Raw genomic sequence first — 17,143 nt, 5'->3', positions numbered from 1 at the left:
CCCGTCACTGGAGGCGCTTTTTCCATTCTTTTGGCTGTTCGATGTCGTCTGGGGCGACTGGCTGTTGGCCGTTGGCTACCAGTTGGTAGCTGTTCGTCGTCGGTTGTACTCGAGTAACCCCACCTCGTCACCGCTCACACGGACGCGGTCAACCCGCCATCGACGCGGATGTTCTGCCCGGTCAGATAGCTTGCCGCGGGCGAGAGCAGGTACGCGACCGCGTCTGCGATCTCTGTCGTCTCTGCCGGCCGCTCCATCGGAATCTGGGCCGTGGTCTTCTCGTCGACGTCGTAACTGTCGACGAATCCGGGCTGGACCGTGTTCATCCGGAGTCCCGCCGAGGCATACTGGTCGGCGTAGAGTTTGGTAAAACTCCCGAGGCCCGCTCGAAGCACCGACGAGACGGGAAACGCACTCGAGGGTTCGAACGCCGAGAACGTGGAGATATTCACGATCGATCCGTGGCCCTGCTCCTCCATGACCGGTGTGACGAGTCGGGCCATCCGGACGGTGTTCAACAGCACGAGGTCGAGTCCGTCGTGCCACTCCTCGTCAGTGATCTCGAGGAGGTCGCCGGACGGCGGGTGACCGGTGTTGTTCACCACGGCGTCGATACGCCCGTACCGGTCGTGTGTCGCTTCTACGAGGGCTGCCAGGTCGTCGGGGTCCGTCACTGAGCCTTCGAAGCCATCCCCGCCGAGGTCGTTCGCTACCTCGACAGCGCTTCCGGATCGTGACAACAATACCGGCGTGTAGCCATCCGCGGCGAGTTGTCGGGCACACGCTTCGCCGATACCGCTTCCCGCCGCTGTCACGATTGCCACTTTCGTTTCAGTCATACAACCGCTACCAGAGATGCGTCCATAAATTTGCACGCAGCCACCACGTACCAACACGTACTGACACTGCACACACGCGCTCTCGCAGCACACCGCAGAAAACAGGTACTCGAGAACCAGCGACAAGACCCCGTTTCCGACACCAGTCTGAGGGGACGTTCAGCTACGTACTCGAGTCGGTGGTGTCTGCCCCGTCGTCGACTTCGGTCTCGTCTGCATCTGTCTCCCCGTCGGGTCGGGGTTCGTCTGCGTCTGTTTCTCCATCGACTTCAGTTTCGGCCGCTTCGCCGTCTGCTTCGGTCGCAGTGTTCTCGTCGTCTGTGTCGGGTGTGTCGGGTGTCCTGTCCGTGTCGTCTACGTTGTCTGCGTCACCTGCGTCGTCTGCGCCATCCTCACTATCGGAGTCGGCACTGGATTGGGTGTCGCTGTCCACACCGTCCTCGTCGTCACTGTCGCCCTCTGCCGGCCGGTCGTCGTCGACGGTGTCTACGGTCTGATCCGCATCCTGGCTCTCGGTGTCGTCCTCATCGCCGTCTTCGGCACTGTCTGCAGGTTCTGCGTCGTCGGGTTCGCCGTCATCGTCGCTCCCATTGTCACCGTCACCATCGTCATCACCGTCATCATCGCTCTCACTCACCTCACCCACATCACCCATATCACTCTCGTCATCCTCGAGTCCGGACTCGAGTGCACTCGGTTCCGACTCGGTCTTGCCGGCGGGGAGTGCGTGCGGGTCGTCATCGTCGGCATCGTCGGCATCGTCGGCTGCAGTTTCACCTGCTGACGTACTCCCTTCGCCAGCGGCCGCCGCGGTCGATCGGGCTTGTGTCTGGACGTGCGCTTGTGCTTGTTCCGTTGCTTCAACTTCGCCGGCGTCGCCCCCCTCGCTTTCCTCGTCTGTACGGCTCTCCTGACCCTCCTCGAGTGCATCCGATTCGGCAGCATCCGCCGGCAGTGTTTCGGGTCCGTCTGGGTCGACGTACTCGAGTTCGGTGCCGGGATGGTCGTCGTCGGCGCTGTCGTCGGTGTCGCTCCGCTCCCCAGCCCCGGCCGCATCACCCGTGCCAGGATCAACAGCTCCGCCGTCGACATCGGTCGTGAACGCGGCGAGTGACTCCTGAAGCGTTATCGACTGCTCGGAGAGGTCGTCTGCGTTCTCGCTCACGGTCGAAATTGCGGCCGTCTGCTGCTCGACGGCGGCGGCGACGTCGCTTGCCTCGCTCGCCGTCTCCGTGCTGATTTCGGTCACGTCGTCGACCATCGTGACCAGGTCCTGGGTGGAGGTGGCGATGCCGTCGGTCGCGTCGCTGATTTCCTGAACGCCGTGGTCGGCTTCGGTCACTTCGGTCTCGATTTCGCGGAACGCCGTCGCGGACTGCTCGACCGTCTCGGTGCCTGCGACGACGTGTTCGCGCATTGCTTCCATCTCGTCGACTGTCTCGTCGGTCTGGGACTGGACGGTGTCGATGAGTTGGTCGATTTCCGCGGCGGACTCCTTGGTCTCCTCTGCGAGCTGTTTGACCTCGTTGGCGACGACGGCGAAGCCGTTTCCGGCGCGGCTACTGCCGCCGTCGCTGGCACTCGCGTTGCTGGCGTGTGCCGCCTCGATGGAGGCGTTCAACGCCAGAATGTTCGTCTGGTCTGCGATATCCGTGATGACGTCGATGATCTCGTCGATCTCTGCCATCGACTCGTCGAGGTCGCGGATCGCCTCGAGTGTTGCCTCGGTTCGCTCCTCGATGTCTTCCATCTCGCTGACGAGGTCGCCGGCCGACTCGCGGCCGTCGTTCGCGCGCTCGGCGGCGTGCTGTGAGGTTTCCGCGAGGGTGTCAGCCGTCGCTGCAATCTCCTCGATGTTCGCGGAGATGCCCTGCACCTCGCCGGAGATGGTCTCCATGCGCTCGTGTTGCTGGTCCGCGTAGCCCGTAATCTGCTGGACGGAGTCGCTGACCGTCTCGCTCGTGGACTCGAGTTCGGTCGCGCGAGCCTGCACGTCGTCGGTCGCCTCGGAGACGTCGCCGGCGAACGTCGAGACGGTGCCGACGGTGCGCTCGAGGTCGTCAAGCATCTCGTTGAACGTGACGGCAATCTCAGCCATCGGCTCGCTTTCGGTGTCCGGATCGAGACGCTGGGTCAGGTCGCCGTCGGCGCAGGTCTGCATGACGGCGCAGTACTCGGTCGCGGTCCGTTCGAGCTGCTCGTTCATCTCCTGGGCGTCCTGGCGGGCGCGCTCTGCGCGTTCTTTCGCCACTTCTGCCTCTTCGCGAGCCTCGTCGGCCTGCTCTCTGGCCTGTTCTGACTCCTCGCGGGCCTGTTCGGCCTGCGTTCGGGCCTGCTCGGACTCTTCGATCTGGTCGACCAGCGAGATACGCATGTCGTCGATCGAACTGTAGAGCCCGCCGATTTCGTCGATACGATCGGATTCGACCGCGGTGTCGTACTCGCCATCTTCGATCGCGGCTGCCCGTCCGGAGAGATCGCTGAGCGATCGGGCCGTGTTTCGTCCCAGAACGGTGCCGAACACGCCGATGACGGCGACGCCGACGAACGTGATCAAGAGGCCGAACTGGGTCGCGGTGTTGGCAAAGCCGAGCGCGTCTGCCTCCGTCGTGTGCACGAGCACGGTCCAGTCCTCGCTCGTCGTGTAGTACCCGACGACGTAGCCGTCAGGATCGAAGTTGTACGGCTCGCTCTGTAGCGTCTCGCTCGGCGCGCCATCGACGCGAACCGAGCCGCGGTTCTCGAGTTGGGCTGCTTCGAGGACGCCGCTTTGATCCTCGTACGTGGAGAGGAACGACAGCGTTTCCTCGTTCCCCTCGCCGTCGTTACCCAGATAGGCGTCGTCACCGACGATCTGCCCGTCCTCGTTGACGATCGTCACGACGGTCCCCGAATCCGCGGCGGAGACCATCTCAGTCGAGCGTTCGGAGAGGTCGAACGTGAACACGATCGCCCCTTCGCCGTCGTTGACACCGACGTAGTACGAAATGACCGGATGTGCATCCGTCGAGAGTCCCAGCTGATCCGGCATCATGTACGGCTCCGTCTGCTGCACTAGATTCGTCGACATACCGCCATCGAGGTCCGCAGTATCGGGGAACTCGAGACCATCCAGATTATCGACGTCGGCACCGATGCCCGTGATGATGTCGCCGGATTCGGTGTCGACGTAGAGTGCGTTCATGCGCTCTTCGGGCATGTCGTAGTATATTTCTTGAAGATAGTCGTCGACTTGCTCCGGGTCACCGCTGTCGGTTACGGGGGCGTCTGCCGTCGCAGCGACGAGGTTGTGATTCTGTTCGAGCCAGTTTTCCATGGCGATGCCTTCCTGATAGGCTGCGTCTTGCCGGTCATCGAGGGCGGTTTCCTCGACGTTTTCGGAGAGCAGCGTCGTCGAAACGAGCCCGAGACCACCGATCGTGAGCCCGAGGACGAGGAAGACAACACCGAACTTCAATGCGTAACTTCGTCTGATGAACGACGGTATGAGACGTCGTCCCTTCCACACCATAGGTGCTAACGCCCAGCACTGGTCTTAGTTCTTATCGCCACACAGGACATATTGGAGATGGTATAACTATTCGCGCATCTGTATCAATTGGTACAACCGTTGTGAATTACTGGTGGTGTGACCTCAGTTCTCGGCCACTCGAGACGACGGTCGAATCGGTGCAGTCCGGTTGCAACTGACGACGACAGTCAGATGGTTTTAGGTACTGGTCCGCTAGCTGCGTGTATGTCCACGCCACCGCTGATTCTCGATATCGACGGAACGCTGACTCGGCCCGATGGGTGGGGCATCGATCCGCGCGTGTTCGACCCGCTTCGCGAGTGGAACGCACCGGTCGTGCTCGCCACCGGGAAGGCCTTTCCCTATCCGATCGCACTCTGTCACTTCATCGGTGTTCCGGAACTCGTCGTCGCCGAAAACGGCGGTATCGTCTACACCGGTGACGACGTTCACGTCACGGCCGACGCCGACGCTTCACGGACAGTCGCCACGGAGTACCGCGCCGCCGGTTACGACCTCGGTTGGGGTGAGGGCGACACGGTCAACCGCTGGCGCGAGACGGAGGTTGCCGTCAGCCGGGACCAGCCGCTGGAACCGCTGCGCGAACTCGCCGCCGCGGCCGGACTCGAGGTGATCGACACCGGCTACGCCTACCACGTGAAGGACACCGACCAGAACAAGGGCGAGGGCGTCAGACTCATCGCGGACCACGTCGGGTTCGATCTCGCGGACTGCGTCGCGATCGGCGACTCGATCAACGACGTCTCGACGTTCGAGACCGTCGGCCGCAGTTTTGCCGTCTCGAACGCTGACGACGCCGCACGGGCGGCAGCCGACGAGGTGCTCGCAGAGGCACACGCCGACGGGACGCTGTCGGTGCTCGATCGAGTTCGATAAGCGCGCGTTCGAGCGGGGTCGATGAGGGGCTCTGTGGGCAGGCGTGTCAGCAGCGGCCGACGCCACGCAGAACGCTTTTGCATGTCCCGGCGAAGAGCCACGTATGGATGCAGTCGACGCGGCGATCGCGCTGTTCGGCGTCGTCGGAACGGTGCTGATATACGTCTATATCGGTCGCGACGCGGTGCGAAACGACGTGTCACGCTCACAACTCTGGGCTGCAGTCGCGGCGGTCCCCTTTCTGCTCGGCGTCGGTCTTCACCTGTTCGCGTCGGTTCCGACGACGGGTGTCATCATGACGGCGAACACCGGACTCGTCCTGTACACGTTCGAGCGCGAAATCGCGAACGAGGAGGACGAACCGGCCGAACCGGGAGAGTTGCCGCCCGGTCCGAACGTTGGCAGTAGCTCCGAGGAACGGACGGAGTAACCCTCCGTATCCCGGTATCCTGCTCGTTCGACGCGCGACACCACACGTCTTTTAGTGGCTCCTGTCCAAGCGAGAGCAACATGAGCGATTCCGCCGACGCAGGCGTCGATGTCGAGGTGGGGGCCGACGCCGATGCCGATTCAGGGACAGACGATGGTAACCGCGACGGTGGACCGGCACAGGTCTCGAGTCCGAACTACCACAGCGAGAACCACACCGCCGCCCAGACCTGTGGATGGACGGCAAACGCCCTGCGCGGTGAGGGCCGCTGTTACAAGAACATCTACTACGGTATCGAGTCTCACCGCTGCATCCAGATGACGCCGGTCGTGAAGTGCAACGAGCGCTGTGTCTTCTGCTGGCGCGACCACCAGGGCCACGCCTACGAGATGGACGGCGTCGAGTGGGACGACCCTGAGGCCGTCGTGGACGCCTCGATCGACCTGCAGAAGCGGCTCCTGTCGGGCTTCGGCGGGAACGACGAGGTTCCCCGGGAGGTCTTCGACGAGGCGATGGAACCCCGTCACGTCGCCATCTCCCTCGACGGCGAACCGACGCTGTACCCCTACCTGCCGGAACTGCTCGAGGCGTTCCACGACCGGGACATCACCACCTTCCTCGTCTCGAACGGTACCCGTCCCGAGATGCTTCGGGAGTGTGACCCCACCCAGCTGTACGTCAGCGTCGACGCCCCCGAACGCCACACGTTCGATCAGGTCGTCAAGGCCGTCGAGGACGACGCTTGGGACCGCCTCCTCGAGACGATGGAGGTCCTGCGGGAGAAAGAGGAAACCCGGACGGTCCTCCGAACGACGCTGGTCAAAGGCGAGAACATGCACCACCCCGACTGGTACGCCGGCTTCTACCAGCAGGCCGACCCCGATTTCATCGAACTCAAGGCGTACATGCACGTCGGCCACTCCCAGGGACGACTCGACCGGTCGTCGATGCCCGACCACGAGGAAGTTGTCGAGTTCGCCGAATCCGTCGCGGAGTACATGCCCGAATTCACCGAGTGCAAAGGTGTCCCCTCCTCGCGCGTCGCGCTCCTTTCGAAGACCAGCGATACGTGGGTGCCCAAGCTGAAGAAGGGAAGCGAATTCTGGGCGCGCGATCCAGTCACGGGCGACTGAACGGCGCTACCTCCGACTGGATCAGCACGAACCCGTGACTGCATCGCGACTCCAATCTGGGTACTCGAGTGCAATCGTACTCGAAGCGAAACGAGGCAAGACGAAGCAAACCAACCCGAAATCCTGGTCGTCGCTGGCTCCAGACCGGCATTGTTGGCAATAATCCTTACAACCGCGCACACAGAACGTCTGGGAGTGACGCTTCGACCGTTTTTCGATTCGCTCGGGACAGCCAGCCGGACGCTTGCCGTCGTCGCTGCGGATGAGAGTGCCGAGCGCGGACCGTTGACCGACCTCCTTGCGGATTCCGTCGACAGTCCGCACGTCGAGGTAACGGTCGCTGATCGATCGATAGCCGCGGGAGCCGACCGCCACCGCCACCTCGACGATGTTCTCGACGCACACGACACCGTCGTCGTCGCACTCGAAGATGGCGAACCGATTGCAGCGTCGCCAATGGCTGACCTGTACGACGCGATTCTCGCGATCAACTCCGACCTGTTCACGACCGGAAGCCGCGGCCTCGGCGAGATCGAGCTCCGTCCGTGCTGGCCGCACTCGAGAACACCCGGCTCGAGCTGCGGGGGTATCCCCGCTCGCACAAGGAGAAGCTGCTGTTGATCCTGCTCTCGCGCTACATCGAGCAACTCGCCTGGTCGGACGGGAGCGGCATTCTCCGGAGCTCGTTCCAGCATCTCTCTCGGATCGAGGACGAAGTCGGAACTCATGCCGTATACGACCAACTCGGGCGAACGGACATCGATGTTCACGTCTACGGTGTCGGCGGTCCCGAACCGCCTGCGGTCGAGGCCACCGTCCACACCGGGCGGAGTCGTCTGTACCGAACCGCCTGGTTCGTCGTCTATCGTCCCGACAGCGAGGGATCGACTGACCAGAAGCCGCGCGAGGACGCGACGGGAGTCAGCCGGACCGATTTCGATCCGCTCCTTCGATCCGATGGGGACTCGAGTACTCCTCCTCGTAGCGCGGCGCTCGTCTGTCTCGAGACTGCCGATCGCAGCTGGGAGGGGTTCTTCACGTTCGCTCCGGATCGGGTTGCGGCGATCGAGGAAAGCATCGCAGCGGAGCTGTAATGAGCGACCCTCCAGAAACGCCACCGCTATCGGAGGGCTTTTGCTCGGCCACACGAAGACGACGGTAGCGAAGCGCGAATAAACGCTCACGAACGGCGTAGCAGTTTTGATATGCATACCACATTCGGTACGCTTTTGACTGGCGCTGACAAAGCCTCGTCTATGTCAACGACAGCGGAATCTGCCGTCGGCCACGACGAACTCGCCGTCCTGAAGCTTCTCGCACTCGAGGGCGGGCTCGCGGGCGACGTCAAAATCTCCTGTTCTCACCTCGCAGACCGCCTCGACGCCTCCAACCAGACCGCCTCCCGTCGCCTCCAGCGCCTCGAAAGCGCTGCCCTCCTCGAACGCGATACGGTCAGCGACGGACAGTGGGTGGCCATCACCGACGATGGCGAGCGCGCGCTCCACGCCGAGTATGAGGACTATCGTCGCATCTTCGAGGCAGACTCGGAGGTCGAACTCGAAGGCACCGTCACCAGCGGTATGGGTGAGGGTCGCCACTACATCTCGCTGCCCGGCTACCAGCGCCAGTTTGAGGACCGCCTCGGATACGAGCCGTTTCCCGGCACGCTCAACGTCGAACTTCGAGACGAGAGCGTCCGCCGCCGGAGCGCCGTCTCCTCGCTCGATCCCGTCCCGATCGACGGCTGGGAGGACGACGACCGCACCTACGGTCCCGCCGTCTGCTACTCGGCCACGGTCGAGACCGCCGACGGGCAGACCTACGAGAACGCCCACACCATCGCGCCGGAACGGACCCACCACGACGAGGACCAACTCGAGGTCATCGCCCCCGAGAAGCTCCGGGACGAACTCGAGTTGGCCGACGACGACCACGTCACGATTTCGGTGGGTGATCGCGAATGACGGGCCAGCACGCGGGAACGACGTCGGGCGGGACGAGCGGATCCGGCGATGCGAACGCGAGTCTCGACACCGCTGGTGACGCCTCCGTGGACGACGCGCTGGCCGCGTTACAGGCCGGTGAGCCGATTCTCGTCCACGATGCGGCGGACCGTGAAGGCGAGACTGACCTGATCTATCACGCCGATTTCGTCACACCAGATGCCGTTGCTCGACTCCGAAACGACGCCGGCGGACTGGTCTGTGTCGCACTCGGGCACGAGACGGCCGAGGCGTTCGACCTGCCGTTCTACGGCGAGGAGGTCGACCATCCCGCGACCGCCGACCACCAGCTCGGCTACGACGAGCGCTCGTCGTTCTCGCTGACGGTCAATCACCGCGACACCTACACCGGGATCACGGACAACGACCGTTCGACGACGATTCAGGCGCTCGGTGAGGCTGCGGCCGATCCTGACGCGACCGCGTTCGCCGAGGAGTTCCGCGTTCCGGGCCACGTCCACCTGCTGAAGGGTGCACCGGAGCTGCTGGCACAGCGTGAGGGCCACACCGAACTCGGCCTCGCGCTCGCCGCGGAAACCACGCTCTCGCCCGCCGTCGTCGTCTGTGAGATGTTAGACGACGAAACGGGTGAAGCACTCTCGCCGGCAGATGCGCGCGCATACGCCGCCGACCACGAGTTCGCGTACCTCGAGGGACGGGACGTCATCGACCGGCTTGCCTGAGGAACAGACCACCGAGCATACGTCGGTCTCTTACTCGGTCGATGCTGCCGTTCCGCTGCGATAGACGGCGTACAGGACGAGGACAGCAATCGCGAAGTCGCTGCTGTGTTCGACGAGGTGGTGTACCGTCATCGGGACGAGGCCGAACACGGTTCCGAGTCCGACCAGCGACCGCGCGACGAGCAGCCCGAGCACGATCGTGATCAACAGATAACGGGTCGTTCGCCGCCGCGAGTAGGCCACGACCGCCGCGCCAAAGAGGATCGTCGTGCCGGCGACCGCGAGGAAAATTACGGCGAGTAACACGGGCGCGAACTCGGGCGCGAGCCACTCGACCTCGAACGGATTCGTATGGTTCATCGACACGAAGCTACGTGCGATGGTCCGGAACGAACCGACGTATGTGCTTCGATCGTCCCTTTTCCGGCGGCAGAGCGAACCGCCGTCCGCTGACCGGCGATACGCTCTCCCTCACGACGCTCACGATTCGGATTTCGGAACGTTCCCGACGATCGGGAACGAGCAAAACGCGTTATGGTGGTCGCGCCCATAGGCGCTGCTACCCAACTCGTAGTCGACTACGATTACGATTACGATTGCGACCGTGACCACAACCGCGACCGCGACCACAACCACAACCGCGACCACAACTACAACCAATCTCCCCAACGCAACTGTACCCCACCCCCTATCCACTGCCAATCTCCAGCAGACACACCACTCTCTCACACTATGACGACAACCCGACGCCAGATTCGAACCCACGTACAGGACAACGCCGGCATTCACTTCAACGAACTCGTCCGCGAATCCGAGTTCGCCCCCGGACAGGTCCAGTACCACATCCGCCAACTCCTCGCCGCGGACGAACTCGTCCGCAGCGAGTTCTACGGTCGAACCCACTACTATCCTCCCGAGTACGACGAGTGGGAACGCGCCACCCTTGCACTCTTCCGGCGCGAAACCGCCCGCACCATCGTCGTCCATCTCATCGAACACGAACCCGCAACTCCGGGCGCGGTCGCTGACACGCTCGGCATTGCACGGAGTACACTCGAGTACCACCTCGACCGACTCGTCGAACAGGGGGTCGTCGAGAAGTCCTACGACGAGCGCAATCGAGTGACGCTTCGACTCGCGAACGCGGAGGGGACCGGTCGGTTGCTGTCGACGGTCGAGCCGACGGTGCCGGATCGGTTGGTCGACCGGTTTACGCGGCTGGTGGATGGACTGCTCGACGAGTCGGGAGAGCGGTAGGTGGATAGATGGTCAGGTCGCTAGACTGGTAGACCGGTAGCGGTCGTCCCCGCGTTCGGGATTCAAGAACTGAACCACGTTTTCGACAGCCGTACCATAACCACGAATAATACGGAGTGTGGAGAGTCGGGTATGGATCCCTCCACAGATCGACGACGGTTCGTGCAGGCAATGGGCGGCGGGTTTGTGGTTGCGCTCGCCGGCTGTCTGAGCGACGACGATGAAAACGGTGCGGAGAACGGTGGAGACGGGACGGGGAACGGTGACGACAATGGTAACGGCGATGGCGATGGTGATGGTGATGGCAGTGAAGGGCTCGTGTACGCCTTCGCGCCGAATACAATCGCGATCATCGACCCCGAGAACGGTGCGGTCGTCGACGAGATCACGGATGATCTCGACGACGAAGGGTGGGGCGATCCGCGAATCACTGCGGACTACAGCGAGATCTACGTCATTCGAGAGTCACCCTCGCAGGTGCTCGTCATCGACACCGACGGCCGCGAGATCGTCGACGAAGTCGACATCGGTCCGGGGCCAACGCACATGTATCACCCGAACGACGACGAGATGTGGGTTCACTCGGACGACGAAGGCATGTTCTACGTCATCGACACTGACTCTCACGAGGTCACCGACATCGTCGAATCGGGCCTCGAGAACGAGGGCCACGGCAAACTGCTCTACCACGAGGACTTCGGCTCGATGGGGTACGCGACGAACGTGAACGATCCCGGCGCACCGGTGATCGACCTCGAAAACTACGAGCGAAGCGACTTCATCGAATTCGACGACGACGATCAGGGAACCCACTACAAGGCGTACAGCCCTGAAACGGGGCTGGCGTACTTCGAGTTCGGGGACGAGACTGTCGTCGTGGACACCGAGGACGACGACATCGTCGACACACTCGAGTTCTCTGGCGGGATGTATCTCTCGCCCGACGAGCAGGTACTCGGCTTCCTCGACGGGGACAGCATCCGGTTCATCGACGCGACCAGCGAGGATAGCGAGGAACTCGGCGTCGTCGACGTCGGGGAGGGCCCCGACGCGCTTCGCTATCACGAGAGTGAGGACGGCACGCTCTACGCCGCAACCGCCCACACCCACACCGACGAGGCGTCGATCATCGACGTCGACGAACTCGCCGTCGTCGAGACGGTCGACGTCGGCGACATCGTCCGCCCCGAGGGTGCCCACCACTTCCACCGTTCCGGCGTCGCCGGCGGCGACTACTTCATTACGCCCGCCGACGAGGACGGAATCATCGCGATCGTGGATATGGAAGCACAGGAAGTCGTCGACCACGTTGAGGTCGAGGAAGGCGTCGACACAGTCCAGTACGTCGGAGACTCGGGCGTCGGCTACTCCAGTCGACTCCGCTAACTAATGCGTTCGAGATCGTCGCTCACTGAACGCGACGTGCCCGCTCGCCGGTCGCTTCTCGCGGCGATACTCGCGTGTCTCGTCGTCGCTGCACTCGCGATTGGACTCGTCGCGACGCCGGCCGCGGCCCACGCCTACCTGAGCGAATCGGACCCGGCAAACGGTGAGCAGGTTGATGACGTACCCGAGGAGGTATCCCTCTACTTCTCGGGTGACGGCGTTGTCAATGCTGACATCACCATTGAGGGTCCGGACGGCGAGGTCGTCTCGGCCGAACCCGAGATCGATTCCGACGATACGCAGATCGTTCGCGTGCCGATTGAAGACGCCGACGCCGAGGCTGACGCCGACGTTGACGCTGACAGTGGCGGTGAGGACGGCATGTACACCGTCGACTGGGAAGTCCTCGCTGACGACGGCCACACCACCTCGGGCTCGTTCTTCTTCGCCGTCGGCGACGAACCGCTCGACCGCGACGCCGTTCTCGAGGGGTACGAAGACGACGAGACGGACGAGTCGGTTCCACCGGTCGAGGCGGGCGCGAAAGCGCTGTTGCTCATCGGCGTCGTCGGCCTGATCGGCATTCCGGCGATCACGACCCTTGCGGTCGGTCCAGCCTTCGCTCGCACGCAGCGACGAGAGGCAATCGACCGCCGCCTCACCCGACTACTCGTCGGTGCTGCAGTACTCATGTTCGTCGGGGCGTTCGCCCTCGGACTCGCTCGGAGCACGGCACTGGGGCCACTCTCGGTCGAGACGATCACCCAATTCGCGGAGACGCCACTCGGTCAGGCCTGGCTCGTCCAGTCCGTCCTCAGCCTCGCGTTGGTCGGGCTCACGGTGGCGATAACTCGTAGACGGCCTCCCCGTCGCACGTCGCTCGTCGGCACGTTCATCGGGGCACTCGCTATCGCGGGAACGATCGCCTGGACGAGTCACTCGGCGACTGCGATCGACCGACTCCAGGGAGCGCTCGTCGACTTCGTCCACCTCGTCGGCGCTGGCCTCTGGGTCGGTGGCCTGGTCGTCCTCGCGTTCGTCGTCCTTCCACACGTTCGCGCGGCCGACACCGACGACCGATCCGCGCTCCTCGCGCGAACGATCCGCCGATACTCGATCCTTGCGCTCGTCGGCGTCACACTCGTCGTGACGACGGGACTCGTCCTTGCCTCCTGGCACGTTCCGACCGCTGACGGTCTCACGGACACGTTCTACGGCCTCACGCTGGTCGCGAAACTGGTCCTCATCGCCGCGGCGCTCGCACTCGGTGGCGTCACTCGGTTCGTCCTCCTGGGACGACTCGAGTCGGCCGGCAAAACTGGGGCGACTGGCGACGCACGACCGGCGAGCACCGACGGTGGAGTCGACCGGGACGATGACTTCACCACGGGATCCCGAATTGCTCACGCTGTTCGACTCGAGGTCGCACTCTTGATCGTGGTCGTGCTCCTCTCTGGTGTGCTTACGTCCGCGCCGACGGCCGCGGTCGCGGGTGTTGACGACGACGTTACCGAAGCGACGATCGAGTACGAGTACGACGATGTGCTCGTCGAGGTGACAGCGCTCCCGGCCGTCGACGGGACAAACGAGTCGTTCACGCTCGAGACGGACGAGCCGATCGTCTTCGAGATTACATTCCTTGACGACGGGGAGCCGATCGAATCGGACCAATCTGTCCGACTGCTTGCAAGCAGCGAGGAGGGGACGGAGATCGAGGTCGAACTCGAGGCCCACGACGACGGCACGTACGCGACGGTTCAACCCCTTCCAGACGAGGGTCACTGGGAGCTTCGCGTGACCGGCGCTCCCGACGGATCGTACGTGAGTGAATGGATCGATGCAACTGCCGTGTCGGCGGACGGTCACGGCGGTCACGCCCACGGCGAGCACGATCACGAGCATGACGACGAGCACGATGACCATGCGGACCATGCTCACGACGAGCACGAAGACCACGACTCGAGTCCCGACAGCGCTTTCGCGACGCTGTTACAGTTCGGGGCCGTTGCCATCGGTGTCGTCGGTTTCGTCGCTGTCGTGATCGAGACAACCCGCTTCCGGGACTAATCCGGACCGGTAAGCCGTGACTTGTCCGCCCCGCCGTGAGACTCACCACAGGCAGGGCTTGCCTCGGAAATCGCGAACACTTAGTACGGTGGCTTGCAACACACTTCATCATGGGATTCGACGACATGGACGTCGACACGATCTGGATGGACGGTGAATTCGTCGACTGGGACGACGCCCAAATCCACGTCCTCACGCACGGCCTCCACTACGGCAGCGGCATCTTCGAAGGCGCACGTTGCTACGAGACCGAAAACGGCCCCGCAATCTTCCGCTGGGAGGAACACCTCGACCGTCTCTTCCAGTCCGCACAGCCCTACGAGATGGAGATCGACCACTCGCGCGAGGAGCTCACCGAGGCCACGCTCGAGCTCATCCGCCGCCAGGATCTCTCCTCGTGTTACATTCGCCCAGTGGCTTTCTACGGCTACAACTCACTCGGCGTCAGCCCCGACGACTGCCCGACTCGAACCGCTATCGCCGCCTGGCCCTGGGGCACCTACCTCGGCGAGGAGGCACTCGAGAAGGGTATCGACGTGATGGTCTCTTCCTGGCGCAAGCACGCCTCGAGTCAGGTGCCGACGAACGCCAAGACCACGGGGCTGTACGCCAACAGTCTGCTCGCGGGCGAGGAGGCACGCCGGAACGGCTACGCCGAGGCACTGGTCCTCAACAAGGAGGGTAACGTCGCCGAAGGGCCAGGGGAGAACATCTTCCTCGTCCGTGACGGCGAGATCTTCACGCCGGGGCTCTCGGAGTCGATTCTCGACGGCATCACCCGCAACACGGTGATCACGCTCGCCGAGGATCTGGGCTATACGGTCCACGACAACGTCTCGATTTCGCGAGGCGAACTCAACACGGCTGACGAACTGTTCTTCACCGGCTCTGCGGCAGAGGTGACGCCGATCCGGAAGGTCGACAACGTCGTCATCGGTGACGGTTCGCGCGGTCCCGTGACCGAGGATATCCAGTCGCGGTTCTTCGATGTCGTCGAGCGGACGACCGACGAGTACGACGAGTGGTTCCAGTACGTTTGAGAGTCACGCTCTGCTTGCTCGCGTCTTTGGAACGGTTCTGGAAAACGTGAGGTGGGAACGGACACGTTCACACTCAAAACCGGGTTTCTGCGTCGATTCTACTTTCGTGACTTCTTCCAGGAGCGACTAGGCTACTTGCCGTGGCCCGCGACAGGAATCGGAGGGGAGAACGGGAACGCGAACAGAAACAGAAACGGAAACGGAAAACCGCTCAATCGTCGTCGGACTGTGTCTTCTTCGCGCTGCTCTCGTCGATCACGTCGATCGGAACACCCGCATCCATCCCGCGTGTTCGGTCCGCATCGCCGAAGCCCGCGCTCAACACCCGCGTCAGCGCATCCTCGACGTCCTCATCTAGCTCCGTAATGCGCTCTGAGTGGACTTCGATGACGAACCCGGTCGTAATGTTCGGCGACGTTGGGAGGAACAGCACCTCTCTGCCGTCTTCGGTGACTTTCCCCGTCTTGAACGCCGTCATTCGAAGCCCGTCCCACACCTCGAGTTTGACGGGTGTCTGGAGCGATTCCTGCTCACCGAAGGCGGTTTCGGCGGCCATCTTCGACGCGTTGTAGACGACGCGCATGACGGGGACCCGATTGGCGACGTTGTCGACGAGGCGCTCGACCAGACTGCCGACCGTCGTCCGCATGAGATAGCCGACGGAGAACGTCAGAATAATGAGGACCGTCAGTGCGACGACGACACGAAGGAACTGTGCGAGCTGCTCGCGCGTCTGCTCGCCGGCAATCAACGGCTCGAGTGCCTCCGCTTCGAGAATGAGGCCGGGCGTAATGCCGGCGATGAGGCCGTAGAGCCAGTAGATGACGTAGAGCGTAATGAGGACGGGCCCGAGGACGATCAGGCCGCTCGCAAAGTCCCGCTTCCACGAAGCCATGTCGATTCCCTCTCACTACGGGCTAATGAGCCCTTCCCTTTGGGTCCCGTTTGCACTCGTTACCGGCCGATGATCGCACGCAGCGCGAACCAGAGGTTCTCCTTTCGCTCCATAACACGCCGATAGAAGTACGACTTCCAGCGCCCGCCGTAGGGGACGTACTGCCAGACCTCGTGCTCCTCGGCGAGGTCGTACTGTGCGTCCTCTCGCACACCCATCAGCATCTGAATCTCGAACTCCGTCCCGTACTCCTCGTGCAACTCGATCGCCCGCTCGATCATCGCCGGATCGTGACTGCCGACCGCGACGCCATCCTCGAAGTGCTCGAAGGCGTACTCGAGTAGCGCCTCGTATTCTTCGTTGACCCGCTGGCTGTTCGTGTAGGCTACGTCGGCTGGCTCGTCGTACGCGCCCTTGACGAAGCGGACCTTGCCCGGCACGTCGGCGAGGCGTTCGATGTCCTCGCGCGTGCGCTTGAGGTTCGCCTGGACGCAGACGCCAACGCCGCCGTCGGCCCACGGGTCCGACGAAGAGTCTGTTTCGCCGCCACCGTCACCGCCGTAGTACTCCCGGGCAAGTTCTTCGTAGGCGTCGAGGGTCGCATCGGTCGTCGTGTGGTCTTCCATATCGACCCAGACGAAAACGCCGCGGTCGGCTGCTGTAGCGACGATGTCCTCAAGTTCCTCGCGGAAGACATCCTCGCCGAGGTCGAGACCGAGTTGAGAGGGTTTGACGGAGATACAGGCGTCGAGATCGGCGTTTGCGATATCTTCGATAAGCGAGCGATACTCCGCGGCGTCGTCGCTCGCGGGCGCGCGGTCGTCGTAGTGTTCGCCGAGCAGATTGACGATTACGTTGACATCTCGCTGGTTGACGGTTCGGACGTGATCGAGGGCCTCGGCGGGAGACTCCCCGGCAACGAACCGGTTTGCGATCGGCGGGATCATATCGATGACCTCGCTGGCCAGTCATAAGGAGTTTAATATCTCGCGCTGACTGCCT

General features: G+C 63.1%; 16 protein-coding genes. 11 read left to right on the top strand and 5 right to left on the bottom strand.

Going from position 1 to position 17,143, the window contains the following annotated elements; all coding sequences use genetic code 11:
• Window positions 1–134 precede the first annotated feature (134 nt).
• Together BBD46_RS18425 and BBD46_RS18420 are read right to left on the bottom strand one after the other, a co-directional pair.
• Window positions 135–839 carry an SDR family oxidoreductase gene (locus BBD46_RS18425; protein ID WP_071403120.1) on the bottom strand — a complete coding sequence of 235 codons (705 nt, stop codon included), beginning with the start codon at window positions 837–839 and terminating at the stop codon, window positions 135–137.
• Between the two features lie 163 nt (window positions 840–1,002).
• Window positions 1,003–4,296 (bottom strand): methyl-accepting chemotaxis protein, encoded by a 3,294-nt coding sequence (locus BBD46_RS18420; RefSeq protein WP_071403119.1) that lies wholly within the window; start codon window positions 4,294–4,296, stop codon window positions 1,003–1,005.
• 279 nt (window positions 4,297–4,575) lie between these two features.
• Between BBD46_RS18420 and BBD46_RS18415 the strand changes: the two genes are divergently transcribed.
• From BBD46_RS18415 to ribB, 7 genes are all read left to right on the top strand, one after another.
• On the top strand, window positions 4,576–5,247 hold the full coding sequence (locus BBD46_RS18415; protein ID WP_071403118.1) for an HAD-IIB family hydrolase: 672 nt from the start codon (window positions 4,576–4,578) through the stop codon (window positions 5,245–5,247).
• A 103-nt stretch (window positions 5,248–5,350) separates the two neighbouring features.
• Window positions 5,351–5,677: a hypothetical protein gene (locus tag BBD46_RS18410; protein WP_071403117.1), complete on the top strand. Its 327-nt coding sequence runs from the start codon at window positions 5,351–5,353 to the stop codon at window positions 5,675–5,677.
• 80 nt (window positions 5,678–5,757) lie between these two features.
• On the top strand, window positions 5,758–6,810 hold the full coding sequence (twy1, locus tag BBD46_RS18405) for a 4-demethylwyosine synthase TYW1 (protein ID WP_071403116.1): 1,053 nt from the start codon (window positions 5,758–5,760) through the stop codon (window positions 6,808–6,810).
• Between the two features lie 195 nt (window positions 6,811–7,005).
• Window positions 7,006–7,431: a hypothetical protein gene (locus BBD46_RS23595; RefSeq protein WP_394326837.1), complete on the top strand. Its 426-nt coding sequence runs from the start codon at window positions 7,006–7,008 to the stop codon at window positions 7,429–7,431.
• Window positions 7,356–7,904, top strand: coding sequence for a hypothetical protein (locus BBD46_RS23590; protein WP_394326836.1), 549 nt, complete (start codon window positions 7,356–7,358; stop codon window positions 7,902–7,904). Before BBD46_RS23595 ends, BBD46_RS23590 begins: the two co-directional genes overlap by 76 nt.
• 162 nt (window positions 7,905–8,066) lie before the next feature.
• Window positions 8,067–8,774, top strand: coding sequence for a DUF120 domain-containing protein (locus BBD46_RS18395; RefSeq protein WP_071403115.1), 708 nt, complete (start codon window positions 8,067–8,069; stop codon window positions 8,772–8,774).
• A complete protein-coding gene (ribB, locus tag BBD46_RS18390) occupies window positions 8,771–9,496 on the top strand; it encodes a 3,4-dihydroxy-2-butanone-4-phosphate synthase (protein ID WP_071403114.1) in 726 nt (241 codons plus the stop codon). The genes BBD46_RS18395 and ribB overlap by 4 nt, the downstream gene beginning before the upstream one ends.
• A gap of 30 nt (window positions 9,497–9,526) precedes the next feature.
• On the opposite strand, the gene BBD46_RS18385 is transcribed toward ribB, so the two are convergent.
• Entirely contained in the window at window positions 9,527–9,856 is a 330-nt protein-coding gene (locus tag BBD46_RS18385; RefSeq protein WP_071403113.1) for a DUF7471 family protein, read from the bottom strand.
• 372 nt (window positions 9,857–10,228) lie between these two features.
• On the opposite strand from BBD46_RS18385, the gene BBD46_RS18380 reads away from it, so the two are divergent.
• The 4 genes from BBD46_RS18380 to BBD46_RS18365 all read left to right on the top strand — a co-directional run bounded on the left by BBD46_RS18380 (window position 10,229) and on the right by BBD46_RS18365 (window position 15,246).
• Window positions 10,229–10,753: a winged helix-turn-helix transcriptional regulator gene (locus tag BBD46_RS18380; RefSeq protein WP_071403112.1), complete on the top strand. Its 525-nt coding sequence runs from the start codon at window positions 10,229–10,231 to the stop codon at window positions 10,751–10,753.
• 132 nt (window positions 10,754–10,885) lie between these two features.
• Window positions 10,886–12,139 (top strand): hypothetical protein, encoded by a 1,254-nt coding sequence (locus BBD46_RS18375; RefSeq protein ID WP_071403111.1) that lies wholly within the window; start codon window positions 10,886–10,888, stop codon window positions 12,137–12,139.
• Between the two features lie 3 nt (window positions 12,140–12,142).
• Window positions 12,143–14,206 (top strand): copper resistance CopC/CopD family protein, encoded by a 2,064-nt coding sequence (locus BBD46_RS18370; protein ID WP_071403110.1) that lies wholly within the window; start codon window positions 12,143–12,145, stop codon window positions 14,204–14,206.
• A gap of 110 nt (window positions 14,207–14,316) precedes the next feature.
• Window positions 14,317–15,246 carry a branched-chain amino acid transaminase gene (locus BBD46_RS18365; protein WP_071403109.1) on the top strand — a complete coding sequence of 310 codons (930 nt, stop codon included), beginning with the start codon at window positions 14,317–14,319 and terminating at the stop codon, window positions 15,244–15,246.
• Window positions 15,247–15,457: 211 nt separating this feature from the next.
• On the opposite strand, the gene BBD46_RS18360 is transcribed toward BBD46_RS18365, so the two are convergent.
• Window positions 15,458–16,141 (bottom strand): DUF502 domain-containing protein, encoded by a 684-nt coding sequence (locus BBD46_RS18360; RefSeq protein ID WP_071403108.1) that lies wholly within the window; start codon window positions 16,139–16,141, stop codon window positions 15,458–15,460.
• 59 nt (window positions 16,142–16,200) lie between these two features.
• Window positions 16,201–17,088, bottom strand: a complete 888-nt coding sequence (locus BBD46_RS18355) for a proline dehydrogenase family protein (RefSeq protein WP_071403107.1) — start codon at window positions 17,086–17,088, stop codon at window positions 16,201–16,203.
• Window positions 17,089–17,143: the final 55 nt, after the last annotated feature.

The organism is Natrialba sp. SSL1 (genome assembly GCF_001861355.1).
Taxonomy (GTDB): domain Archaea; phylum Halobacteriota; class Halobacteria; order Halobacteriales; family Natrialbaceae; genus Natrialba.
This window is presented reverse-complemented; position numbering and strand designations above follow the sequence as displayed.

Excerpts from the sequence above, each read along its gene's own strand:
- BBD46_RS18425 (WP_071403120.1), bottom strand. The coding sequence starts at position 839 with ATGACTGAAACGAAAGTGGCAATCGTGACAGCGGCGGGAAGCGGTATC.
- BBD46_RS18415 (WP_071403118.1), top strand. The coding sequence starts at position 4,576 with ATGTCCACGCCACCGCTGATTCTCGATATCGACGGAACGCTGACTCGG.
- BBD46_RS18410 (WP_071403117.1), top strand. The coding sequence starts at position 5,351 with ATGGATGCAGTCGACGCGGCGATCGCGCTGTTCGGCGTCGTCGGAACG.
- twy1 (WP_071403116.1), top strand. The coding sequence starts at position 5,758 with ATGAGCGATTCCGCCGACGCAGGCGTCGATGTCGAGGTGGGGGCCGAC.
- BBD46_RS18395 (WP_071403115.1), top strand. The coding sequence starts at position 8,067 with ATGTCAACGACAGCGGAATCTGCCGTCGGCCACGACGAACTCGCCGTC.
- ribB (WP_071403114.1), top strand. The coding sequence starts at position 8,771 with ATGACGGGCCAGCACGCGGGAACGACGTCGGGCGGGACGAGCGGATCC.
- BBD46_RS18385 (WP_071403113.1), bottom strand. The coding sequence starts at position 9,856 with ATGAACCATACGAATCCGTTCGAGGTCGAGTGGCTCGCGCCCGAGTTC.
- BBD46_RS18380 (WP_071403112.1), top strand. The coding sequence starts at position 10,229 with ATGACGACAACCCGACGCCAGATTCGAACCCACGTACAGGACAACGCC.
- BBD46_RS18375 (WP_071403111.1), top strand. The coding sequence starts at position 10,886 with ATGGATCCCTCCACAGATCGACGACGGTTCGTGCAGGCAATGGGCGGC.
- BBD46_RS18370 (WP_071403110.1), top strand. The coding sequence starts at position 12,143 with ATGCGTTCGAGATCGTCGCTCACTGAACGCGACGTGCCCGCTCGCCGG.
- BBD46_RS18365 (WP_071403109.1), top strand. The coding sequence starts at position 14,317 with ATGGGATTCGACGACATGGACGTCGACACGATCTGGATGGACGGTGAA.
- BBD46_RS18360 (WP_071403108.1), bottom strand. The coding sequence starts at position 16,141 with ATGGCTTCGTGGAAGCGGGACTTTGCGAGCGGCCTGATCGTCCTCGGG.
- BBD46_RS18355 (WP_071403107.1), bottom strand. The coding sequence starts at position 17,088 with ATGATCCCGCCGATCGCAAACCGGTTCGTTGCCGGGGAGTCTCCCGCC.